At 63.0% G+C, this 24,675-nt stretch carries 13 protein-coding genes and 1 pseudogene; 7 read left to right on the plus strand and 7 right to left on the minus strand.

Going from position 1 to position 24,675, the window contains the following annotated elements; genetic code table 11:
• Positions 1-266: 266 nt before the first annotated feature.
• Complete coding sequence (locus H8F01_RS19750) at positions 267-1,613, plus strand: alpha-L-fucosidase (RefSeq protein WP_187056718.1); 1,347 nt, start codon at positions 267-269, stop codon at positions 1,611-1,613.
• Positions 1,614-1,688: 75 nt separating this feature from the next.
• On the plus strand, positions 1,689-3,275 hold the full coding sequence (locus H8F01_RS19755; protein WP_187056719.1) for a family 20 glycosylhydrolase: 1,587 nt from the start codon (positions 1,689-1,691) through the stop codon (positions 3,273-3,275).
• Between the two features lie 150 nt (positions 3,276-3,425).
• On the opposite strand, the pseudogene H8F01_RS19760 reads toward H8F01_RS19755, so the two are convergent.
• From H8F01_RS19760 to H8F01_RS19770, 3 genes and pseudogenes are all read right to left on the minus strand, one after another.
• Positions 3,426-4,967: pseudogene (locus H8F01_RS19760) on the minus strand (methyl-accepting chemotaxis protein).
• A 545-nt stretch (positions 4,968-5,512) separates the two neighbouring features.
• Entirely contained in the window at positions 5,513-5,788 is a 276-nt protein-coding gene (locus H8F01_RS19765; RefSeq protein ID WP_187056720.1) for a lipoprotein, read from the minus strand.
• Positions 5,789-5,829: 41 nt separating this feature from the next.
• A complete protein-coding gene (locus H8F01_RS19770) occupies positions 5,830-6,753 on the minus strand; it encodes a hypothetical protein (RefSeq protein WP_187056721.1) in 924 nt (307 codons plus the stop codon).
• Between the two features lie 190 nt (positions 6,754-6,943).
• On the opposite strand from H8F01_RS19770, the gene H8F01_RS19775 reads away from it, so the two are divergent.
• Both H8F01_RS19775 and H8F01_RS19780 read left to right on the plus strand, forming a co-directional pair.
• Positions 6,944-7,459, plus strand: a complete 516-nt coding sequence (locus H8F01_RS19775; RefSeq protein WP_187056722.1) for an ECF-type sigma factor — start codon at positions 6,944-6,946, stop codon at positions 7,457-7,459.
• A 38-nt stretch (positions 7,460-7,497) separates the two neighbouring features.
• On the plus strand, positions 7,498-10,176 hold the full coding sequence (locus H8F01_RS19780; RefSeq protein WP_187056723.1) for a serine/threonine-protein kinase: 2,679 nt from the start codon (positions 7,498-7,500) through the stop codon (positions 10,174-10,176).
• A gap of 72 nt (positions 10,177-10,248) precedes the next feature.
• Here the strand turns inward: H8F01_RS19780 and H8F01_RS19785 are convergent, their stop codons facing one another.
• The 4 genes from H8F01_RS19785 to H8F01_RS19800 form a co-directional block, all read right to left on the minus strand.
• On the minus strand, positions 10,249-10,935 hold the full coding sequence (locus H8F01_RS19785) for a hypothetical protein (RefSeq protein WP_187056724.1): 687 nt from the start codon (positions 10,933-10,935) through the stop codon (positions 10,249-10,251).
• Positions 10,936-11,225: 290 nt separating this feature from the next.
• Positions 11,226-15,356, minus strand: a complete 4,131-nt coding sequence (locus H8F01_RS19790; RefSeq protein WP_187056725.1) for a response regulator — start codon at positions 15,354-15,356, stop codon at positions 11,226-11,228.
• Positions 15,357-15,384: 28 nt separating this feature from the next.
• On the minus strand, positions 15,385-16,524 hold the full coding sequence (locus tag H8F01_RS19795) for an HD-GYP domain-containing protein (protein ID WP_187056726.1): 1,140 nt from the start codon (positions 16,522-16,524) through the stop codon (positions 15,385-15,387).
• A gap of 252 nt (positions 16,525-16,776) precedes the next feature.
• A complete protein-coding gene (locus H8F01_RS19800; protein ID WP_187056727.1) occupies positions 16,777-18,234 on the minus strand; it encodes a SulP family inorganic anion transporter in 1,458 nt (485 codons plus the stop codon).
• Positions 18,235-18,743: 509 nt separating this feature from the next.
• Between H8F01_RS19800 and H8F01_RS19805 the strand changes: the two genes are divergently transcribed.
• The 3 genes from H8F01_RS19805 to H8F01_RS19815 all read left to right on the plus strand — a co-directional run bounded on the left by H8F01_RS19805 (position 18,744) and on the right by H8F01_RS19815 (position 24,164).
• The gene (locus H8F01_RS19805) at positions 18,744-20,327 is read left to right on the plus strand and encodes a Gfo/Idh/MocA family protein (RefSeq protein WP_187056728.1); all 1,584 of its coding nucleotides are present in this window, start codon (positions 18,744-18,746) and stop codon (positions 20,325-20,327) included.
• A gap of 723 nt (positions 20,328-21,050) precedes the next feature.
• The gene (locus tag H8F01_RS19810) at positions 21,051-22,844 is read left to right on the plus strand and encodes an arylsulfatase (protein ID WP_222615688.1); all 1,794 of its coding nucleotides are present in this window, start codon (positions 21,051-21,053) and stop codon (positions 22,842-22,844) included.
• Positions 22,845-23,192: 348 nt separating this feature from the next.
• Complete coding sequence (locus tag H8F01_RS19815) at positions 23,193-24,164, plus strand: AraC family transcriptional regulator (protein ID WP_187056729.1); 972 nt, start codon at positions 23,193-23,195, stop codon at positions 24,162-24,164.
• Positions 24,165-24,675: the final 511 nt, after the last annotated feature.

Raw genomic sequence — 24,675 nt, forward strand, 5'->3', positions numbered from 1 at the left:
TGATTCAGGTAAGTGAGTTGCAGCAAGACGGCACGAGTCGTGCCGGATCTGGCCAGGGCCGCTCATGGCAGTTGCCATGAGCGGCGTTGCCTCCCCGAGGCTGCACTGGCCAATGTGTGTAAGGCAGGACTGCCCCGGCATGGCCGGGGCTACCCACATGCGAGCGACGGGCATGGGTTCAAGAACGATCATCCGCCCGTCGTCCCTGATCTGATCACCCAGCCGCCGGGCATCTGTTGGCCCGGCCGCCCGATCACGGAGTCTTCATGAGAAGGTCCATTGCAACGCGAATCCTGTCCGTCGCCCTGGCGGGTCTTTCTTTCGGCGGGATGGCGCAGACGGTAGCGACCAAGCCCGAACCTTCGGCAGCAGAAGTGCAACGGATGCAATGGTTCAAGGATGCCAAGCTCGGCATCTTCATCCATTGGGGTATCTATGCGGTGGATGGCATCGACGAGTCGTGGTCGTTCTTCAACGGCAAGATCAGCTATCCCGATTACATGAAGCAGGAGCACGGCTTCACGGCCGCGCATTACGACCCGCAGGCGTGGGCCGACCTGATCAAGCGCAGCGGTGCCCGCTATGCGGTACTCACCACGCGGCATCACGACGGCGTGGCGCTGTGGGATTCCAAGCAGGGTATCAACGTGGTGAAGGACACGCCCGCCGGGCGCGACCTGGTGGGGCCGTTCGTGCAGGCGCTGCGCAAGGATGACCTGAAAGTCGGGCTTTATTATTCGCTGGCCGACTGGTCCTCACCGGATTACGACGTCTTCACCCGCAAGGAGAAGCGCTACAGCAAGGACCCGGTGCGTTGGCAGCGATTCCTCGGCTACTACCAGGGCCAGCTGCGCGAGCTGTCGGAACGCTACCGGCCGGACTTGTGGTGGTTTGATGGCGACTGGGAACACAGTGCTGCCGAATGGCAGGCCGACAAGACGCGCGACATGCTGCGCAGTTACAACCCGGGGGTGGTGATCAATTCGCGGCTGCCCGGCAATGGCGATTACGCCACGCCCGAGCAGGGTCCGCCGATCACGCCACCCGCGGCGCGCTACTGGGAGTTGTGCCTGACCACCAACGACTCCTGGGGTTATCAGCAGCGCGACAAGAACTTCAAGACGCCGACGCAGGTGATTGGCCTGTTCGTGGACACCATCGGCATGGGTGGCAACCTGCTGCTCGACATTGGCGCCCGCGCCGACGGCACCATTCCGCAGGAGCAGGTGGATATCCTCACCGCACTGGGTCAGTGGATCCAGCGATATCCCGAGGCGATCTACGGCAGCAGCGCAGGCGTACCGAAGGATTATTACGCCGGGTCGAGCACCGTTTCGGCGGATCAGCGCACCCTGTATCTGTTCGTCAATGGCAAGCCGAATGGCCCGGTGCTGTTGAAGGGCCTGATGAACAAGGTGGTGGATGCCCGTCTGCTTGGCAGCACGGGCAGCCTCAAGACCCAGTTGATCGGCAACAGCGTGAACATTCCGGGCCTGCTTTACATCGACCTTGCCGGCCAGGCACTGGATCCGCAGATGAGCGTGATTGCACTGAAGTTGGACGGCCCGCTCAAGCTCTTCAAGAAGCCGTACGACAAGACGACGGAAAGCTGACCCATTGCCGGCGGCATGCGTGGTCGCCGGCGTTTTGACGACACTGCGAAAACGCAGGGGAGTGCTTGCTGCCTCATGTGGAAAAGCTCAGTTCTGTTGATGGGCGGCCTGGGCCTGTGCCTGGTCGCCGCGAGCGGCGCAGCCGAAGAGGCGACCTCCGTGGCCCGTGGCGTAGCGCGTGCCAATCCCGCGCCACTGGTCATGCCGAGCCTTCGGGACTGGAAGGGCGGGGAGGGGCGCTGGACGTTGGGGCCACACGCCCGGCTGCTGATTGATCCTGCCCATGCGGAAGCGCTGAAGCCTGTTGCTGCCCGGTTGGCGGAAGACATGCAGTCACTGGTTGGCTTGAAGGTCACGGTGTCGACGGGAGACCAGCCCGGGGTGCAGGACATCGTCATGCGCCTGGAATCCTGCGGTGGCGCTTCATCGCAGATCGGGCGGGAAGGGTACACGCTCGATATCGGCACAAATGTCACCGTGTGCGCGAACACGGGCGTGGGCGCGTTCTACGCAGGCCGTACACTGCTGCAGATGCTGGTGCTGCGGGACCCTGCAGGCAGGGAGCCGCTGGAACTTCCGCGTGGACGTGCCGTGGACGTTCCACGCTATCGCGAGCGGTCGGTGATGATGGATGTCGGCAGGAAATTCGCCGACGTCACGTTCCTGCAGAATTACATGCGCTTCATGGGCTGGTACAAGCTCAACACGCTGCATCTGCATCTCAACGACCAGGTGCTGAGCGACGACAAGAAGTCATGGCTGAGTCGTGACTTCCGCCTGAAGAGCGACAATCCTGCCTTTGCCAAACTGGTGCCGGTCGATGGCCAATACTACACGCGCAAGGATTGGGATGCGCTGGAGCAGACTGCGGCCGCCAACGGCGTAACCATCGTTCCGGAGATTGATACCCCGGGTCATTCAGGCGCCTTTGTGCTGGCGCGGCCGGACCTGGCTTATCCCGGTGACCAGCCGGCCGGCGGCACGCTCGATCCATCCAATCCGCATGCATTGGAGTACATCGAGTCGGTCTTCACCGAGTTCCTCCCATGGTTTCGTTCCAGCGTCATCCATGTCGGCGGTGACGAGGTCAACGTCAATGGTGGCAAGGTCAGCCTGACGGCGCAGATCGACTACCTCAACAAGCTCGGGCGCTTCCTGCAGCAACGCGGCAAGCAGGTGGAGATCTGGGGCAGTGCCGACATGGCGGCCGGGCTCGACAAGTCCTTCGTCATCCAGCGCTGGATCAACTGGGGCGACGAAGCGAAGATCGACTGGAGCGATCGCGGCTTCACCTGGGTCGAGTCCTTCGGCGACTGGTACGTGGTTACCTTCGGGCCGGCCTATTTCAACCCGAACGGTTTGCACGGCGATGCACTCTACGATGGCTGGGCGAAACACCTGCCAGCCAACACCTCCGTGAACCATGGCCCGGTCGGCGGGCAGATCGCCGTGTGGAACGACAAGGGCACGCTGGATTACGACTACGCCACCACCGTCAACCGCCTGTTGAAAGATGCCGTGCCTGCCGCTGGGCAGTTGTTCTGGAGTGGACAGGCCAGCGATGCCGCCGGCAAGCCGCTCGGCTACGGGGCGTTGCGACAGAGCGTGGTACGTCTCCAGTACGGGCCGGATGTGCACATGTTCAACGACGCGCCACTCTGACTGGCTGGTGTTCCCCACGTTGCGTCGGGCCAGGACGGGTTCGAGGCAGTTCGCGCGGATAGAGGGCGCCGTGCACGCCGGGCGTGGAGCACGGCGTGCAGCGGAGCGCCTCGCGTCGAACAGGCGGCGCAGGCGGGTCGCCCGGATGACTTACCCCAGGCGGAACACGCCAACGGAACGGCGAAGGTCGGTCGTCTGCGATTCCAGGGATTTGGCAGCAGCGGCTGCCTCTTCGACCAGTGCGGCATTCTGCTGGGTCACGCTTTCCATCTGACCCACGGCGCGGTCAATTTCCACGGCCACGTTGCCCTGTCGCTCGGAGGCCTGGCGGATGTCGGCCATGATGGTGGTGACACGACCCACGGCATTCTGGATATCCGTCATCGCCGAACCGGCTTCGTTGACATACTCCACGCCGGAGCTGATCTGTTCAACCGAATGCTGGATCAACCCCTTGATCTGCTTTGCGGCTTCCGATTAGCGCTGGGCAAGCGACCGCACTTCGGTGGCAACCACGGTGAAACCGCGCCCTTGTTCGCCGGCGCGAGCGGCCTCGACCGCTGCGTTGAGAGCGAGGATATTGGTCTGGAAGGCGATGCCTTCGATCAGGCTGACGATCTGCGTGATCTTGCCGGAGCTCTGGTTGATGCCGTCCATGGTATCGACCGCACGGGAGACCACGGTGTTGCCGCGCTCCGCGGCTTCCGCCGCATGGCCGACCAGCAGGTTCGCCTGGCGGGCATGTTCGGCATTGGCCGTTGCTGCCGTGGTCAGTTGATTCATGCTGGCCACCGTTTCGGAGATCGAAGCGGCCTGTTCCTCGGTGCGTTGTGAAAGGTCGAGGTTGCCCGCGGCAATCTGGTGAGTCGCGGTGGCGCTGATGTCGATGGACTGCTTGATACTGCCGATGGTTTGGGTGAGCTGATCGCGCATGCGCTGCATGGCATGCATGAGGCTTGATTCATCACCCTTGCGCGTGTTCACCGTAACGCTCAGGTCATTGTCGGCAATACGATTGGCAACCGACAGGGCGTCACCCGGCTCGCCCCCCAGGGTCTTCAGGATGCCGCGATTGATCACGGTGACGACCGCCGACAGAAAGACGGCCAACGCCCCCAGCAGTGCCAGGCTGTGCAGCAGCGACTGGTGGAACGATGCATCGATGTCGTCGATATAGGCGCCCGTCTGGAAATACCAGCCCCAGGGTGCATACCCCATGTTGAACGCTACTTTGGGGAAAGCCTCCGAACCGCCGGGACGGGGGAACGAGTAATAGTTGAAGCCACGGCCATCCTTGTCGACCAGGCCCTTGCCGTCGCGATACAGGTGCACGCCGTTGGGATCGGCGAACTCCGTCGTGCTCTTGCCGACCATTTCAGGCTTGGTGGCGTGCATGATGACGGTCTGATTGTCGAACGCCGTGAAGTAGCCGCTTTCGCCATAACGGAAGTTCTTGAGCATCTGCAGTGCTTTTTGCTTCGCCGTGTCCAACGGAACATGGTCCGCTGCCGCCTGTTCGGCCAGGCTTTTTACAGCCGCGTCTGCCAGCTCGGTGGCGTGCTTCAGATCTGACTTGCGCTCCTCAAGTCGAATCGATCGCGTCACATAAGCGCTATACACCGAGACGCTGGCCAGGCTGATCAGGCTGAGCACAAGCGGAAGCCAGAGCTTTTGTGCAAAGGTCAATTTCATGTCGACGACTTCTCTCGTTGAAATTCAGCTGACGGCGGTTCCATCAGGGGCTGCTTGAGCAGGTTTGACGCGACCCTCGCGGGCACGCCAGGTAGCGGGCACGGGAAAGCGGCGGACGTCATCGCCCACGCCCTTTTGCGCGGAAACAATCCCGGACGGTGGTCGCCCCGCTGCCTGATGAAGGCCGGGGAGGCGGGGCGGACCATGAGGTGGGTGGCACTCTTTAGCGTGCCGTCGACGTTGTCGGCCTCCGCGGGCCGAACTTTAGCCGTCGACGTGGGAACCGCTTGAAGTCGTTGAGAGGTTCGCCGGGTTCCGGCATCAAGCTGGGTCCAATGGCAAGTCAGCTTTCGATCGAAAGCTGACCTGGGGCAGGGTCGTCAGTCCCTGCTGTCGAAGATGAGACGCAGAAGGCGGGGCCCGGCGCCAGCGTTGCGCTGGCCGCGACACCTCGTTTCGACGAGTGCGAACACATTCGTGGCATGCCTGCACAGGGTCATGCCACGCCTGGATGGACCGGTCACCGCGGAATCCCGTGACGAGGGTTATTGAGCGAGCGCCCAGCCATCATCGGTCTTGACGAACCGCTGGCGCTGAACGCCGCCAACGCCCTGGACGTCGCACTCGTAACCGTGGTCGACGGACTTGCAGCCGAGCACCTTGATGGCGTCTATCTCCCTGGCATACAGGTCCGCGGCCTGGCTGCCTCCGATCGCCGTCATCTGTTTGCGCACGGCGGCCTTCACGTCATCCGTGCTTGGGCCTGACGAACAGGCGGCGAGGGCCAGCGTGGCCAGCGCCACGGCAATCAGTCGTTTCATGGGAATGTCCTTGCAGGAAGAAGTTGTCGGTGGATGGGGCTTCAGCACGGCGACTCGCTCGACATTGCAAAACCGCCAGGTCGCACAGGTTCGGGGAGGTTCAGGGCTTTTCGTGTCGTGGAGCATTTGATGTCGATGGGCCCCAGTGCCTTGCCGCCGATCGTCAGCAGGGGCTTGCCCGTCTTGCGATCGACCGCCGTGATGGCGTCGATGCCAAAGAAGATTGTGTCGTCCCTGCTCGCGCTTGCCATGGTGGCGAGCGCATGACCTTCGTACTGGGCGTAGGCATTGATCGAGCCCTGGCCGGCGTCGCGCTGGGCCGCCAGTGCCGCTTCGATCGCCCTGGCCTCCGTTTCGTCCCTGGGTTTGTAGATGGCCTCATGGCCGGAAGCGACGCGGGGGATGCCGACAAATCGGAAACTCCAGGCGCCGTAGGGATGGCGATTGCCTACGTCCCTGAACACGCCGACAGCGGAGCGTTCATCATCCGTGGAGAAGAGCACCTTGAACCCACCGGTTGCTGCGTCATACGGAAAAACCTGTATCAGGCTTTGGGTGCGAACCGCATAGTCATGGCGTTGTTGGGCATCGCCATAAGCCTGATCCAGTTCCGACGCGTGCAGCCTGGCGATGTCGGCGCGTTTGAAGCTATCGGTTTCGGCGCGGTATTCGGGCAGGTAGTCGAAAGCAAGCCGGTCAGCATCCTTCGGCGTGACCGACCAGTAAGCCGCCCGGAACTGCCTGATCAGCCCAAGGTAGATCGGCTCAGGGATGCTTGCCTGCGAAAGGTTGATCAACTCGTAGGCCTCCAGAGGCTTGGGGGCGCGTCGATCCGGTTCTGTCGGGGTGTCGCTGGTTGTAGCTGCGGTGGTGGCGTCTGGCTGGGCCGCGGTGGACTCGTGATGGCTGCAACCAGCCAGTACGGCGACCGCAAACAGGCTGCAAAGGAGGGAAGGTCGGGTCATGGTGATCCTCGTGTGGCGAAAGGGAAGGCAATCGAGTCGCCTTACCACCCCATACGGACTCCGTCCCTCAAAAGCGCCATGCCAGTATCGGATCTGGCACCATGTGTGCGCGGTGCCAGGCGCGCGCCGGTCATCGCTGCGCGGTGGGCGGGTCGGGTCGTGCCCCGGGCCCATTCCCGACTATGCGCTCATGACGAATCATTCCACTCGCCCCCTTCCTGCCGAACTGCTTGCCACTTCCTACGAGGAACTCAAGCAGATGGCGCATTCGCGTCTGCGCAAGGGCGAGGCGCTGACCTTGCTCAACACGACGTCCCTGGTGCACGAGGCATGGGTCCGCATGTCCAGCCGGAAAGGCCAGTGGGAGAGTCGCGCCCATTTCTTCGGCTACGCCGCACAGGCCATGCGATCAGTCGTTGTTGATGCCGCGCGTGAGCGGTCGGCATTGCGTCGCGGTGGTGACCTGCAGCAGGTCACCATGGCAACCGATCTGCCAGCGGGCACGGGCGATGCGGAGATTCTCCGTGTCCATGAGGCACTGCAAGAGCTCGAGAAGATCGATGAGCGCCTCGCTCGCGTGGTCGAGCTGCGCTACTTCGTCGGCCTGGACGAAGTGGAGGCGGCGGAGGCCTTGAATGTCTCCCGCCGCACGGTGCAGCGGGATTGGTTGAAAGCGCGCGCGCTGTTGTGGGAAACCATGGCGTGACGCGGGCACAGGGTGACTCGTGGTCCCAGCTGTCGCCCATGCTGGACGTTCTGCTCGACATGTCACCGCACGAGCAAGAGCTGCAACTGGCCGGATGGGACGAAAGCCATCCCGTCGTCGCGGCGCGGCTGCGTGAGTTGTTGGAGGCGGCCGGGGAAGCGGCCGCATCGGGTTTTCTCGAAACACTACCGGTGGTTACCGGCGCAGATCCTCGCCATCTTTCCGCGTATCAACCCGAAGACAGGATTGGACCGTGGCGGCTGCGCGCGCGAATTGGGCACGGCGGCATGGCCGAGGTGTGGCTTGCCCGCCGCGAGGACGGCCTGCTCGATCGTGACGTGGCGCTCAAGCTGCCACTGCCTGGATACGGCACGGGGCGTTACGGAGAGCGCTTCGCCCGGGAGCGCTCGATCCTGGCGGGGCTGACCCATCCGCACATCGCCCGGCTTTACGACGCCGGCATCGATGCCAACGGTCAAGCCTGGCTGGCGCTGGAGCATGTGGCCGGCGACGATATCGTGGCGTGGTGTCGTCAGCATGAGGCGAACACCGAGCGGCGGCTGGGGCTGTTTCTGCAGGTTTGCAACGCGGTGCAGTACGCCCATGGCCGGCTGGTGCTTCATCGGGACCTTAAGGCGGGCAATATCAGGGTCAACGAAGAGGGCCAGGTACGCCTGCTTGATTTCGGCATTGCGCAGCTGCTGGATGGTGACGAAGAAACTTCCTCGTTGACGCTTGCGGGCGGAGCGCCGCTTTCGCTGGAAGGTGCGGCTCCTGAGCAGGTCCTCGGCGAACGTCTGGGTATTGCAGCCGATGTTTATGCATTGGGGGCACTCCTCTATCGGCTGCTCAGTGGCGAAGGTCCCTATGAGCCGGCACAGCCTGGTCGGCGAGCTCTCACGCAGGCCATTCTTGAACAGGCGCCCCGGCGTCCGAGCGAAAGGGCGGGCAGCATCGCACTTCGGCGTGCCATGAAGGGCGATCTGGACACCATCATCCTGAAGGCGCTGGAGAAGCATCCGGGCGACCGCTACGCCACCGCGGGTGATCTGGCCAGCGACATCCGCCGCCACCTTCAACGTGAGCCTGTGGTCGCTCGTCGTCCGAGTGTCCGCTACATCGTGGCCCGTTTTGTCGGACGCCACAAAGTGGCCGTGTTCGCCGCAGCGGCAGCCATCGCTGCGCTCGTGGCTGTCACTGCCGTCGCCGTGCAGCAGGCTCGGGTGGCTCGCAATGAGGTGGCGCGAACGGAGGCCGTCAATCAGTTCGTACTGGGCATCTTCAATCCCGGGAATCAGCCGATCCCCGATACCAGCACCCGGAACATGCCGGCGCACGAGCTGGTGGCTGTGGCAGCAGCGCATGTTGCCGACAGCATGCCTGATCAGCCGGAGGCGCGATTCCAGCTGATGCATGACCTCGCGGCACTCACCACCAGTCTTGGCATGGCCGACGCGTCTTCCAGGCTGCATGAGGCGCGCGTTGCCCAGTCACTGGCGCAGATGGGTGAGGCCAGCCCGGAATACGCCGATGCGTTGCTCGACCGGACGTCGGAACTGGAGGGGCAGGGAAAATACCCGCAGGCCTATCAGGATGCGCAGAAGGCGCTCGCGATCTACAAGGCCGCCGGCGTTTCCTCACCCGACCGGTTGGCTCGCGCCCATTACCAGGTGGCTGCGTTCGGCATGCACTCGCACTCCGCCGGAGATCCTGATGACCTCAGGCATCTTCAGGCAGCCGCGGATCTTTGGCGCGGCCGTTATGGCAAAAGCGAGTATGGATCCGTGATGGAGCGACTCGTCCAGTTCTACCTGTTGGCCGATCGCCCACGGGACGCCTATGAGGCTGCGCTGTCGGGCATGCTCAACAACCGTCGCCAGTTCGGCGAGAGCAACTGGAAGACGGCGGCGGCAGAGGAGCAGACAGGGCTGGCGCTAAGCACCTTGCTGCGGCCAGCCGAGGGAGAGCCGCTGCTTCGTCAGGCGCTGGCCACACAGGAAAGCGTGTGGGGCGATGGTCACTTTCTGGTTGCCCGGTCGAAGATGTATCTGGGGAACCTGCTGGCGACCGCTGACCGGCATGCGGAAGCCGGTAGCTTGCTGCGCGAGGCCTCGACGGAGATCCACGCCGATCAATGGAGGGGCAACAAGGTGGTGTTGACGGCCTTCATCGACGATGCCAATGCGGAACTCGATGACAAGTGGGGCGATCAGGAGCATGCGCTGGCGACCTGCGAGCCGTACTTCAAGGGCGTGTCCGCGTTGCAGGCACCGGTGCACCTTCGGCTGGACCTTGTCTGTGCCCACGTCGCGCTGAACGCTGGCAGGACGTCGGTGGCCCGGCAACTGGTGTCCGATGCCGCTGCAACCGTGGCTGCGAACTGGCCCACCGATGTCCGGCGCATGGCACCCGTTTGGCGCAGGCGCGGCGACATCATGGCGGCGTCCGGTCAACCCGTCGACGCCATGCATGCGTACTCGGAAGCGATCAGGCTGGCCGATGTGGACGACCTGGATACGCGGTCGGGTTCGTGGCAGGGCCTTGCTGCGCTGGCCGGCGATGATCTTGGCAGTGCACGGCGCCTCGCGATGGTTGAACTGCTGAACCGGATCGAGTCCCTGCCATCTGCCCGCTTCTATCAGCTGTACGCAGACCGTCTTCGCCCCTACGCGCGGAACGAAGCCGGCGCCGGCCGGGCTCCACGTGTGGATGACTGAGGGGCTCGGCGGACAAGCGCTGGACGCGATGCTGATGCGTCACGAGGTCATTTTCGCCCCACGGCAGGCGGCTCAGGTCTCTGCCAGCAAGTCGGCGATCTTGTTGTGTACTTCTGCCGGCGTGCCGCCATCGTTGGCGTCGCTGTCGCGCTTCCACCACACCTGGATTTCCCGCCACAAACGATTGCCACCCACGGCGCCGTCTTCGCGGTTGGGGTCAGCGCCGAGCAGTGCCGCCAGGCCCGCCAGTTCGGTTTCCATGGGGTAGCGGGCGCCAAGCCCGGTGATGGAACGCAGGATGGGGTAGGGCGAGTGCTCAAGGTCACTCACGTTGTAGTGCGTGATCACATGGTGCGTGATGATGGAGGACGCCTCTCCGAGTGACACATAGGCGCCTGCCAGCGCTTTTTCGATGTCCGCACCCCGCCTCAGGTCCGCAGTGAGGCTGCCCGGCAATTGCGCCACGCCGCGCCGAATGGGTACCACGCAGTTCAGTTCACCGAGCAGTCGCAGCACCGAGTTGGTCTGGGGATTGATGCTCGCCAGCGGCAGCTCGGGACGCTGCGCGGAGGGCCGGGCGCCGATGATGTAGATGCGGGCGTGCCGGCGGCACTCCTCGGCGAAGTCGGCCACATCCTGGTTGGGCGGCGTAAAGAGTGGGTCGCTCTCCACCCGTCGGCGCCACAAGTGGTCCGCGACTGCGGCACCGATGCCTGCAGCACCGAACAGCGCGAGGGCGATGGTGAGTGCTATCAGCACGCATGACCCCGCGCGGCATAGCCCGGCCATGTGTCGTGGTGAAGCGACTTCAGCGTGTCGATGGACCTCGCGCACGATGGCAGTGCATGGCGCCGGGACAGTCGTACCGTGGCTGCGTAGCGATCCATATTTTCCACGGCACCTCCCTATGTTATTGATTTCGCCATGATCAAAGCGTCCAGCGGGTCAGCCCCGTTAGGCGCACCGGGTACTCTGCACTACGTGTTTCGGCTGGCGGGCGCAAAACCTTGAGCCCGGCCGCGCACGATTCGGGGCGATGCGTCGGAAACCTACGAGGCAGGGGCCTCGAGCGCGGCAAGGCAGTCGATGACCGGCCTGAGTTCGTCCAGCACCCGTGCCAGTCTCTGGCTCATCTGATCCGTCAGGCCATCGGCGTTGCATGCCTCTTCCAGAGCCCTGGCCGCGATGGCCACGCCGTCAGCGCCGATATTGGCTGCCGAGCCGCGCAACGTATGGGCTGCCCGCATGGCTGAGGTGGGGTCTGGGTCTGCCAGTGCGGCGCGGAACGAAGCGTCGAAGTCCACGTGGCTCTTCAGGAACATGAGGAGCACGCGGCGATAGAGGCCCTCGTTGTCGGCACAGCGCTTCAACCCGGCCGGGTAATCGATGCCGGCCGCCTCGAACGATGTCGGCCCCGGTGCAGGGTCGTCCTTGATGGTATCGGCGGAATGTCGCGGCTTGATCCAGCGTGCCAGCGTCGCGAACATCGTTTCGATATCCAGCGGCTTGGCGATGTGATCATTCATGCCACTGGCCATGGTCTTATCCCGGTCGCCCGCCATCGCGTTGGCAGTCATGGCAATAACGGGAAGGGCGGTCAGGCCAAGCCGGTCGCGAATGGCGCGAGTGGCGGCATAGCCATCCATCACTGGCATCTGGCAGTCCATGAGCACGCCGTCGAAGTCGGTATCCGCGGCGAGTATGTCGAGCGCGTGTTGGCCATGAATGGCCGTCGTGACGTCCATTCCCGCGCCGCGCAGCAGTTCCTGCGCAAGCTCACGGTTCATCTCGTTGTCTTCAACAAGAAGTACGCGGCTGCCGGCCAGGGGTTTCATGACGGATTCTTTCCGGGCCGTCGCGACGCCTCCCTGCGCGCCGGTAACCGCTACGGGCGTCGCGGTTCGTGCCACGGCTTCGAGCAGTATGGATGGCGTCACCGGTTTGGTGATGACACTGTTCAGCGTTACGCCGCATTGCCTGGCTTCCTCAAGTGCTTCATCGCGAGAGAAAGCAGTCACCATGACGATGGCCGGCGTGCGCGGCTGTCGACGGGATTGCAATCGGTGGACCGTCTCGATGCCGTCCAGCCCCGGCATCTTCCAGTCCATCAACAATACCCAGTAGGGCTGTCCCTGCTGCTCGGCCTCTTTTACCCGCCGCAGCGCGTCTTCGCCGCTGTCCGCCACGTCGGCGCGCAGTCCGAACGCGGTGGCCATGCCCGATAGAATCTCGCGGGCTTCCGCACTGTCGTCGACGACAAGGACACGCCGGTCACGCAGATCGTCGGCCAGCACCATGTTCGGGGTCGATGCGGTATGGGACATGCCGAACCGGGCAAGGAAGTGGAAGGTCGACCCTCTGTTCACCTCGCTGTCAACCCATATCCGGCCGTCCATCAGTTCCACCAGTCGCTTGGAGATGGCCAGCCCCAGGCCTGTGCCGCCATAGCGCCGCGTGATGGAGGAGTCGCCCTGTACGAATGATTCGAACACCTGGCTGCATTGTTCCTGGTCCATGCCAATACCGCTGTCCCTCACCCAGAAGTGCAGCGTTACCTCGTCCGCCTGGCGATGCACCCGGTCAATGCCGAGGACAATGGCGCCGCGTTCGGTGAACTTGATGGCGTTGTTGCTCAGGTTGAGCAGAACCTGCCCGAGTCTCAGCGGATCCCCCAGCAGGTTGACCGGCAGCTCAGGGCTCAGCTGGAACAGGAATTCCAGGCCTTTTTCCTCCGCCCTGAAGGCGATGAGGTTGGCGACGTGGTCCGTGACATCCTCAAGCCGGAAGTCAATGCGCTCGACCTGCATCTGGCCGGCTTCTATCTTCGAGAAGTCAAGGATGTCATTGATGATGCCCAGCAGATTCTGCGCGGACAGGTGGACCTTCTCGATGTAGCCGCGCTGCCTTGCGTCCAGCCCGGCCTGCAGGGCCAGGTGGCTCATGCCGATGATGGCATTCATGGGCGTGCGGATCTCGTGGCTCATGTTGGCCAGGAAGGCGCTCTTGGCCATCGTTGCCTGTTCTGCGATTTCCTTGGATCGCTGCATGGCCAGCTGGGCGGCCTTGCGTTCGGTGATATCCAGGAACCAGCAAAGCATGCCCTGTTCGCCTTCGTACTCGATCGGCAGGTAGGTGGCGAGCATGTCACGCACCTGGTGGTGGCGGTCATACATGCGCACTTCCTGGCCGGGTACTGTTTCGCCTCGATCAAGAACCCGGCCAATCTCCTGCCGTTCCTCGGGATTGACGTACAGCCTTACCGCCTGCTCACCCAGCTGGATGCCAAACGTTTCCACGAACTTCGGATTGCCGAAGCGCACCTGCCCGCGCGTGGATACCGCAATGCCTACAGGCCCCCGATCCAGGATGGAGCGCAGGCGTTCCTCGCTCTTCTGCAGTGCCGCCTCCATCGCGCGACGCTCGCTGACGTCGCGCACGGAGGCACAGACGCATCGACGCATGCCATCGAGTTCGGGAAGAATGGAAAGCCCGATCTCCACCGAGATCTCCGAGCCATCCTTGCGCACGCCATGCAGGTCAGCGTTGGCGCCGCCCATGCGCCGGTTCACGCCCTGTCCGAAGAACTCGCCGCGCAGCTGCGCGTGATGCCTGCCCTCAGCCGCCGGAACCAGCTGTTCCACGCGGACCCCCAGCAGCTCTTCGCTGTCGTAGCCAAAGATGGCTTCCAGTTTCGGATTGACCAGGGTGATGCGGCCCGACTCGTCCACGATCATCATGCCGTCGGGTGCCGATTCAATAATGCGGCGATACCATGCCTTGGTAGCCTGCAGCTCGCTCTGCTGCGCTTCCAGTGCGGCGGTCTGGTTCCTCAGGCTCTCCGTCTGCGCCCGGGTTTTCTCCAGCAACACGTTGGTGTGCGAGGTGCGCTCGATCAGTTCAATGCTCATGGCAAGCATGGGCAGAAGTTCGTCCAGAAGGTCGCGCTGGCCCGTGCCCAGCGGTGTCAGTGTGGCCAGTTCCAGTACCCCGTAGAGACGATCGCCGCGCAGGGCGGGGATCAGCAGGATTTCCGCCGGCACGGCTTCACCCAGGCTGGAAGCTACCTTGAGGTAGCTGGCGGGCGGTTGGGTGATCACCATCGCGCGCTTGTCCCTCGCGCATTGTCCGATCAGCCCTTCGCCCAAGCGGATCTGTGGCGGTGACTGCGCCGCCGCGTAGTCGCCCAGCAGATTCAAGACGCCGCTTGCCGCATCCCATTGATAGAAACTGCCATGACCCGCCGGCATGAGTGGGGCCACGGCCGCCAGGACGTGGCGTACGAGCTCGGCCTTGTCCGTCAGGCCCTGCATCTCGGCGGCGATGTCCGCCACGTGGGTTTTCACCCAGCGCGTGCTTGCTGCCCGCTTGCCTTCTTCGCGCAGTTTGACAATCGCGCGGGCAAGATCGCCCGCTTCGCTGGGGGAGTCGGTGTAGGGAACATCCACGTCCAGTCGGCCAGCGCTCAACGCCTCCAGGGTGTCACGCAGTTCATAAGCCGGCCGGCGGATGGAACGGCTGATCAGCCTGGCAAACACAATGCCAATGCCGATGCCCAACACCAGCAACCAGGCGGTAAGGCGCATGACGCTCACATAGCGCTCGGTGGCCTCGGACACTTCCTGGTCGGCGCCGTCGCGCTTCATCTGTTCGACGCGCGCAAGGCTGTCCTTGGCCGCCGCATCCGCACGCCGGAACTCAGGCGAGATCAGCAGTGCGGCGGCGTCGTTGTCATTGCCGCCCGAGACGCTGGCCGACTGCAGGGAAGACTGCACCTGGTCGACCTGGCGCCGGTAACTGTCAAAGGCAACGCGGAACTCGACAAGGGCACGCCGGGTTGACTCGCGGTAGATGTGCGCATTGGCCAGTTCAATCTCCTGCTGCGTCTGCGCCTCGGCGCTGGAAAGCTCGCGAAGCGCTTCGGTACGGCCGGCAACGTTGCCGATCAATACGGCCTGCCGGAGGTGTTGCCCCATATCGGAGAGCGAGGCGCGAGCGGCCTCGACATGCACCAGGCCCAGTACGTCCTGTTGGTATAGCCGTCCGATCTGGTCGCGTTGCAGGCGCAGCGTGTTCACGCTGTAGACGCACAGCAAGATCGCGATCAGGAGAATGCCGCCAAAGCCCAGTTGCAGGCGCAGGCGAAGCGGGAGTCGCTCAAGTCTTTCGAGCAGTGCACTCATGGTCGCCGACTCTCCCTGGAAATAGGCCTCAGGCAGTGCTTTCCGTGACCCGCGGCGCACCCGCGTGCGGGTCGTCGGTAAACTGGCGGGCAATCGCTTGGAATTCATCCTGCAGCTCGACAAAGGCGTCGACGATATCGGGATCGAAATCGATGCCGCGCTTCTCGACGATGAACGCCAGCGCCTGCTCGTGCGGCATGCCCTTCTTGTAAACGCGCGGGCTGATCAGGGCGTCGTAGACATCGGCAACGGCCATCAGGCGGGCTGATACGGGGATGTCGTCGCCTGCCTTGCCCTCGGGATAGCCACCACCATTCCAGCGTTCCTGATGGCTGTAGGCCATTTCCTTGGCGAAGCGGAGAAAGGGTACATCCACGCCCAACTGGTCTTCGGCGCGCTGGATGGCATCGCGTCCCAGCGTCGTGTGCGTCTTGACGATCTCGTACTCCTCCGGCGTCAGGCGCCCCGGCTTGAGCAGGATGCCGTCGGGGATGCCGACCTTGCCTATGTCGTGCAGCGGTGCCGACTGGTACAGCAATCGACGCGATGGCTCGTCCAGCACGGCGGCGAAGCGGGGGTGATCCTTCAGGTGCTCCGCCAGTGCCTTCACATAGTTCTGCGTGCGACGGATGTGGTTGCCGGTTTCGTTGTCGCGTGTTTCGGCCAACGAGGCGAGTGCGTGCACGGTGACGTCCTGGACGGCGCGGACCTCGGCGGTACGACGTGCCACCTCGTCTTCCAGATAAGCATTCTTGTCCCTGAGAAAATCGGCGGCAGCCTTGAGGCGTATGTGGTTGGCGACGCGCACCAGCACCACGGGCGGGTTCACCGGCTTGTTGATGTAGTCCACTGCGCCCAGGACCAGGCCGCGGGTTTCATCATCCGTGGCATCCAGCGTGGTCAGGAAAATGACCGGGATATCCCGGGTTTCCGCGCGTGACTTGAGCTGGCGGCAAACATCGAAACCGGACATGCCGGGCATGACGACGTCGAGCAGGATGAGGTCCGGCCTGGGGGTTCTCGCGGCGAGGATCAACGCCTCCTGCCCATTCCCGGCCACTCTTACGTCATAAAGCGGCTTCAGCAGCTCTTCCAGGATCAGCTGGTTGTCGGGAGAGTCATCGACAACCAGGACTACCGGCACCTTCCGGAATCCCGCAGCGTTCATGTCATCCCCTCACAATGGCGCTTGCCGGCCATTGGTCGTCGGCCGTACCCCTTTCTTTCCCCGCGCGGTATCGCACACGCCCGCGGCGGCAAGCCTATTCGGGCAAAGCTCAACGTCTTGCGAAGGCGCCGGGCATGCCTGGCACCGGCGCGGGGCGCGCCGGGGATGCGGGGAAACTGTTTTGCACCAGATCCAGTAGAACTACTTAACCTTCATCCTCGCGAACGTGAGGCCGGCTCGTTCCGCACGTGTTCAATGCGCCTCGCTGCCACCCACGCGCATCAGCAACGCTTCGCAGTCATCGTTCAGGCGCGTGACCTGCAGCTGTTTGCCTTGCTGGGCATAGCGACGGCGCAGGGCTTCGATCGACTCGATGGCGGAGTGATCGTCCAGGTGCGCGCCCGAGCAGTCGAGCTCGACGCGAGGCGGATCGTTCTCCACGTCGAACATGGCCTGCAGGCGAGCGGTGGCGGCGAAGTACAGCGTGCCATGCAGGCGATAGCGACGGCTGCCATCGGGCAGGTCTTCTCGGCTTACGCTGAGTCGCTCGGCATGCTTCCAGGCAAACGCGAGCGAGGCGATCAGCACGCCGCACAGCACGGCCGTGGCAAGGTTGGTCAGCACCGTGATAACCGTGACGGCAATGATGGTCAGCGCATCGGCGCGTGGCAGTCGGCGGAGCAGGGGCAGGGTGCCCCAGGCGAAGGTTTTCTGGGCCACCACCAGCATGACGCCGAACAGCGCCGCCAACGGAATGCGTTCGATCAGCGGCGACAGGAACAGCACGAAGCACATCACCAGCACGCCGGCCGTGATGCCGGACAGGCGTGTGCGCCCGCCCGAGGTCAGGTTGATCATGGTCTGGCCGATCATGGCGCAGCCGCCCATGCCACCGAACAGGCCTGATACCAGGTTGGCCGCGCCCAGTGCCATGCATTCGCGATTGGGCTGACCTTCGCTGGCAGTGATCTCATCCACCAGATTGAGCGTGAGCAGCGTTTCCAGCAGGCCGACCATGGCCATCACCAGCGCATAAGGAAACACGATTTTCAGGGTGTCGAGCGTCCATGGCACAACCGGCCAATGGAGGGCGGGCAGGCCGCCCTTGATCGAAGCGATATCCCCGACCGTGCGCGTATGCAGGCCAAACAGCCACACGATAAGGCTGACAGCCACGATGGCTGCCAGGGCCGAAGGCATGGCGCGGGTGACGCGGGGCAGCAGATACACCACCAGCATGGCCACCAGTGCCAGTCCCAGCATCAGGTAGAGGGCGCTGCCACCGAGCCATCCGCCGCCGGGTGCGCGCAGATGTTCCAGTTGCGAGCCGGCGATCACGATGGCCAGGCCGTTGACGAAGCCCAGCATGACCGGGTGCGGAATCATTCGCACCAGTTTGCCCAGTCGCAGCAGGCCGAACAGGAACTGGATCAGGCCACCCAGCAGCACGGTGAGCAGAAAATATTCGGTGCCATGTTGCACCACCAGGGCCACGATCACTACGGCCATGGAACCGGCCGCGCCGGAAATCATGCCGGGGCGACCCCCAAAGGCTGCCGTGAGCGCCGCGATGATCGCCGCGCCGTACAGACCCAGCAGCGGATTGAGATGCGCCACCAGCGCGAACGCCATGGCTTCGGGCACCAGCGCGAACGCGGTCGTGAGTCCAGCCAGCAGATTCTGGCGGACAGGGAGAAGGGAGCCGGACATACGATTTTCCTGCACAGCGTACGCATACAGCGACGCAAGACATGCCTGCCGCGCATGGCACGGCACCTCGCTCCGGCGTGGCCGGAGCATCACACGGCGGCGCGGAAGCGCCGGCCTCAGGTCACGGTGGCGTAGGCAGCACGAGGGAATGCATCAGAGCGGGATCAGGCGAACACAAAGAGGCCGAACCTTGCCATGTTGCACAGCGTCAGGCAAGGCGGGCTACGACTGCAGTGCCATGTGCGGGGCTCCATAAGCAGATCCGGCGTTTGACGTGACCCCGCCAGCCCGGGCTGGCGAAGCCGCCGTCCTGCCGCGCGTGCTTGCCGAATGTCTTGGAGCCTGTGGTGCGGATAGCCGCGGCAACCTGTCGCCGGTATGGCTGATAAATGTCGGCAACTGCTCGGTCTGTGCGACCTTCCGGGCCGGTCGCCTTGATCCCTTGATCTTTTTGCAGCCAGAATGCTGTGCTTCGGATACCGATATCCAACGGGAGGGTTGCAGCACCCATGACGGACGAATCGAAGATCGCGAAAGACGAACAGGGCCACCGTGACGGCGGAGCCTCAACGGAACCGGTGGCAGGCGGCAGGATCACCCGCCGCGAATTCCTCGCGGGCACGGCCATCGCCGCAACCGGATTGATGATTGTGCCTCGCCACGTCCTCGGCGGCATTGGCCACACAGCCCCCAGTGACCGGTTGAACATTGCCGGCATCGGTGTCGGTGGCATGGGTATGCAGAACATGCGCGCCCTGGCCGGCCAGAACATCGTGGCCCTGTGCGATGTGGACTGGCAGTACACGGACAAGTCCTTTCACAGGATGGTCGATGGCCTGGCGAAGACGCAGGCTCGCCTCGACATGGCGCAGACCGCCGAGGAGCGCCTGAAGCTGCAGGACCAGATCGAGCATACAAAACTTCTTTCCAAAAAATTTGGATCGATTAAACGCTATACCGATTACCGCCAGATGCTCGAGAAGCAGAAGGACATCGACGCGGTGGTCATTGCCACGCCGGACCATCTGCATGCGGTGATCGCCAGCGCGGCGATGAGCCATGGCAAGCACGTGTATCTGCAGAAGCCGCTCACCTGGTCGATTTACGAAGCCCGCGAGCTCTCCAGAAAAGCGAAAGACAATCCGCATCTCGTCACGCAGATGGGAAACCAGGGGCACTCGACCGACGATGCCCGGTTGATCAACGAGTACATTGCCGCCGGTGCCATCGGCGACGTTCGCGAGGTCCACGTGTGGACGAATCGCCCGCTGGGTTACTGGCCACAGGGCATTCCGCGTCCGCAGACCCGGCCGCAACCTGATGCCGCGAACTGGAATCAGGATGCCGTAATGGATCGCCTTGCCAATGCCATGGTCGGCAATTATCCGAAGCCGGAAGGGCTGGCATGGGATCTCTTCCTTGGCCCCGGTCCCGTGGTCGACTACCACCCCGTGTATCACCCCTTCAACTGGCGCGGCTGGGTGGATTGGGGTGTGGGGGCCATCGGCGACATGGGTGCGCACCTGATCGACTCGCCGTTCTGGTCGCTGGATCTTGGCTTTCCAACCTCCGTGGAAACCGTCTCGACGCCATTCAACGGGGCGTCGTACCCGCTGGCGACGATGACGTATTACGACTTCCCGGAGCGCGGCAACCGACCGCCGGTGAAGCTCACCTGGTACGACGGCGCGCTGCTGCCGCCGAGCCTGAAGGCGTTGGGCGCCGAGCAGATAAGCAAGGACGGTGGTGTTCTCTACGTGGGTGACAAGGGTGCCCTGATCCACGAGACCTACGGCGCAAACCCGCGCCTGTTGCCGCAGTCCTTGCATGATTCCGTGGGCACGCCTCCGCAGACCTTCGCGCGCATCAAGACCTCACATGAGATGAACTGGGTGGACGCCTGCAAAGGAAAGGCAAAGGCATCCTCGCCGTTCTCGTACGCTGCGAAACTGACCGAGGTCATGCTGCTCGGCATTGTGTCCCTCCGCGCGGGAGGCAGGATCGAGTACGACGCCGCGAACATGCGCATCACCAACATGCCGGACGCGAACGCGTTTCTGCGTCGCGAGTATCGAGAGGGTTGGACTCTCTAAAGGCCATGGTGCGGGTCGGTGGCTGGCCCGTCTTGAGCGTCTGCTCGCCGTGAAACTCTGGCGGGTGTCCGCTTCGGCCGGGCGGGCACCGATGGGCTTGCCGTCGTGCGAGCCGGCTTCCTGTGGGCGCCACAGCGGGAGGACGGCGCCGCATCTTCCTGAGCGGATGGATGTCCATCCCTGCGCGCAACGATGTTGACGTCGCTTGGTGCGCCGTGCCGGTCCATGTTCAGTTCCTGGAAGACACGTGCGCGACGGCACGCCGCTTTCTTGAGAGCGGCACCCGTCGCATCAAGATCGAGGTACAGGCAGAGATGGGGCTTGCCAGGCGCTGCTTCGACAATAGGTGAATCGAACCATTGCGGGCGAAGGGCTGCACGCCTCAGTGCAGGATGGTAGCGATGTCGTAGAAGCGATTCATGAGCATGGGTTTGCACGGTGTTTGCGCTTGCTGCGAGCACGGCATGCCATGACATGCCTGCTCATTGAAACGCCACGCTTTCCCGTCGTGACTGAAGGCGCCTTGGGTAAAACTACCTGACCCTTTCACGGTACTTCTTCGCTGGTTTCTGTCGTTCTCGGCCACCACCATGGGGCCGCACAAACTTACGGGTTCTTCCGTATCCACGAAAGTTGACGAGCACGCGTCTACGGTCTGGCTTCTGCACCTGAGGGCGGGCAATCGGCGTGCGCATTTATGAACGCACACCTGGAGACCGCATCATGAAGATTGCGCGGAAGGGATTTGTTTCTCTTTTTGTTCCATGGGTAGTGGGCCTGGTGGTGATGATGGGAGGCGTGGTCGGCTGCTCCCAGTCGGGTCAGGGCTTGTCCTCGACGCAGGCCAGCAGTGGTGATGTGGCCGGCACCGGTGCTCAAGCCGGCACCCCGACGGCCGCACCGGTAACGCCCAATGCCGTCACGCCTGCTCCTGTCGCGGCTGTCGCGGCCAACCCTGCCAACAATGGACGTCGCCCGAACATCGTGGTGATCTGGGGCGACGATATCGGCATGTGGAACGTTGGTGCCTACACGCACGGCATGATGGGCCGCACGCCCAACATCGATTCCATCGCCAGGAACGGCATGATCTTCACCGATCACTATGGCCAGCCCAGCTGCACGGCGGGTCGCGCTGCCTTTGTGATGGGGCAGCTGCCCATTCGTACGGGAATGACCACGATCGGCATTCCCGGGTCGACTCGCGGCATCCAGAAAAGCGATCCGTCCATCGCCGAAGTACTCAAGTCAGCCGGCTACGCCACGGCGCAGTTCGGCAAGAACCACCTGGGTGACCGCAACGAGTTCCTGCCCACCGTGCACGGGTTCGACGAGTGGTTCGGCAACCTCTATCACCTCAATGCCGAGGAAGAGCCGGAGGAGCTGGACTATCCGGGGCAGAAGAACCCTGCCTACAAGGAAAAGTATGGTCCGCGAGGTGTGCTGCATACCTGGGCCACGGATACCGATGACTCCACCACCGACGCGAAGTTTGGCCGGGTCGGCAAGCAGAAGATCGTGGATACCGGTCCGCTGACGCGCAAGCGCATGGAGACCATCGACCAGGAGGTCACGGATGAAACGTTGAAGTACATGGACAAGGTCGGCAAGGGGGATAAGCCGTTCTTCATCTGGTACAACTCCACGGCCATCCATGTGTGGTCGCACCCGAATCCGAAGTACGTGCAGATGGCGGTGGACGAAGGTCGTGCCGAACAGGACGTGGTGCGCGCGCGCATGATCGAGCATGACGAACTGGTCGGGAAGATCCTGCAGAAGCTCAAGGATCTTGGTGTTGCCGACAACACTATCGTCATCTACAGCACGGACAACGGCAACGAGTTCATGTTCTTCCCCGATGGTGGTTACGCGCCGTTCCGTGGCGAGAAGGGCACGACCTGGGAGGGTGGCCTGCGTGTGCCCATGCTGGTCGAATGGCCTGGCCATATCCCGGCCGGTCGGGAAGGCAACGGCATCCAGAGTCACGAAGACCTGTACGTCACGCTGGCTGCCGCCGCGGGCCTGCCCAACCTCAAGGAGGATCTCCTCAAGGGCTACTCCATGAACGGCACCAAGTACAAGGTGCATCTGGATGGCTACAACAATCTGGATTACTGGACCGGAAAAACCGACAAGTCGGCACGTCGCGAAATCTTCTACTACGACGAAACCGATCTTATGGCGGTGCGTGTCGATGGCTGGAAGATGCACATTGGCGTCAAGCACCACGGCAGCTGGTTTGACGAGAAGTCCTATCCCAGCGTGCCGTACATCGTGAACCTGTTGATGGACCCGATGGAAAAGGTCACGCCTGACTCGGAGGAGTATCAGTACGAAGGCCGCAAGTTCGTCGCCGAGAAGCTTTGGGCGCCCACGGCGGCCGTACCTTTCCTCGCGGCACACCTCAAGAGCCTGGAAGAGTATCCGCCGAGCCAGGGGTCCGACACATTGAGCATGAAGAAGGCCATCGACGGAGCCATGCAGAAGCTGCAGAGCCCGAACGGCAGCAGCAACTGATTGCTTCAGGGAATGCCGGATGCCGGGGATATGTCCGGCATCCGGCGTTCCCTGTCGAGTTGTTTCGCCCTGGTGATCCGTGTCATCAGGGCGTCTTGATGGAGTACCGGGCGACTCGGTCATTTCCTTTGTGCTGTTTGCCTGCTTCATGTGGGCGGCACGCCCGATCCATCGAACAACCAGGCGCTGCACCGCCGAGTGAGAACCGTGTCTCATTTTTGCCGCAGATATTTGCCGAATTTACGTGGCTTGCGAATTTCGGACAGGTTATACATAGGCTTGCACGGAGCTTTCGCCAGGCCGTGACCATGAAACCTGTCGCTTGGGGGAGCGGCGTATCCTGATTTGATGCGGGGGCGGCTGGTGAATCGAATCACCGGTTTGAAATTCGACGAGTTCGAAACCACGATGCGCGGTGTGCGCGGGCATTACATTCCCGTGGGATCGAGTACCCGTGATTGGCAGATGCATCATGTCCCACTGGTCGACATGGACATCATGGTTGGCCAGAACGGCGGTGGTGCCATCTATGAAGGCGCCTGCCATGCCGGCAATTTCGGTCTGTTCATTCCGCTATCCGAACCCGGCTCGCTCGCCGTCAATGGGGAGCAGGCCGGCACCACCACATTGTCCTGGCTGGTGCCCGAGCGCGAATTTCGCGTATACAACAGCGATGTTTTCTCGTGGATCGGGGTAAGTGTGGCCGGCGAGACCGTCCACCAGTGGCTGGACCTGACTCACGAAGATTTCCGCCCCGATCTGCATAGTCACCGCATCGGCGCAGTCGAAGGCGCGCTCATGCGCCGGTTGCAGGACATCATCCAGCGCATGGCCGGGGCATCCGACACCGGCAACGCGACCATGGATGACGCCAGTCAGGCCATGCTTCATGCGCAATTGTCCTGGGCCATCTACGAGGCGGTTCAGTCGGCAGGGGGCGCGCGTTCTGCAGCGCAAGGTCGACCGCGCCTGTCGCGCGGAGTGGTGCTTGGGCGGGCCCTACAGTGGCTGGAAACCACTGACAGCGATTCGATATACATGACCGACCTGTGCAAGGTTGCCGGTGTTTCCAGCCGAACGCTGCACGCGGTATTCATGGAAAGTTTCGGGGTAAGCCCGTATCGCTTCCTGGTACTCAAGCGGCTCAGGAAGATCCACGACGCACTGAAACAGGCAGGGCCAGGCGACACGGTGGCCGGCGTGTGCCGGCGATTTGGCGTGTGGGATTTCGGTCGATTCTCCGACGTCTATCGTCGCGTCTACGGTGTGCTTCCCTCCGGCGTCATTGCCAGCAACAGGCGCGCCCATCCTTCGCACTGATGGCTGAACCTCGCCGATGACGACGTGCGCCGACGAGGCCGTCGGCGCCTGAATGCGCTCGTTGCACGCGCGCAGCACGCCATGTCCAACCTCACGCGCCTTGCCCGTGGGCGCCTGCGCGTCTGTGCGCATGTCATGGCGTGGCCGGCCGTGGGAACAACATCTTTGGCAAAAACTGGCAAAAAATCGCGCCGGTTTCGATCGCGACGAGAGCGGGCCATTTCTTTTTGCGAAGAAGGGATAGGTCGCATGGCCTTGCATGCGTGTGCTTGCCGTGGTGACGCAAGTCCGCATGGACGCGGCATTTCGCGACCGTTGCCGGGGAGGTCCGCGCACCTGCCTGCGAACGGAGTGCACATTCCATTCGCGCGCCTCGTCACGTTTCGCGTACTCAACCACGCCGGCGATTTTCGTGAACTTGGTGATGGAGACGAAGAAAACGTGAGTGACCGAAAACCTTGCGCAGGTTCACCCTTGAACGAACGAACTTGCGGCGCACCGATGTGATGAC

Source organism: Dyella telluris, from assembly GCF_014297575.1.
Classification (GTDB): Bacteria; Pseudomonadota; Gammaproteobacteria; order Xanthomonadales; family Rhodanobacteraceae; genus Dyella; species Dyella telluris.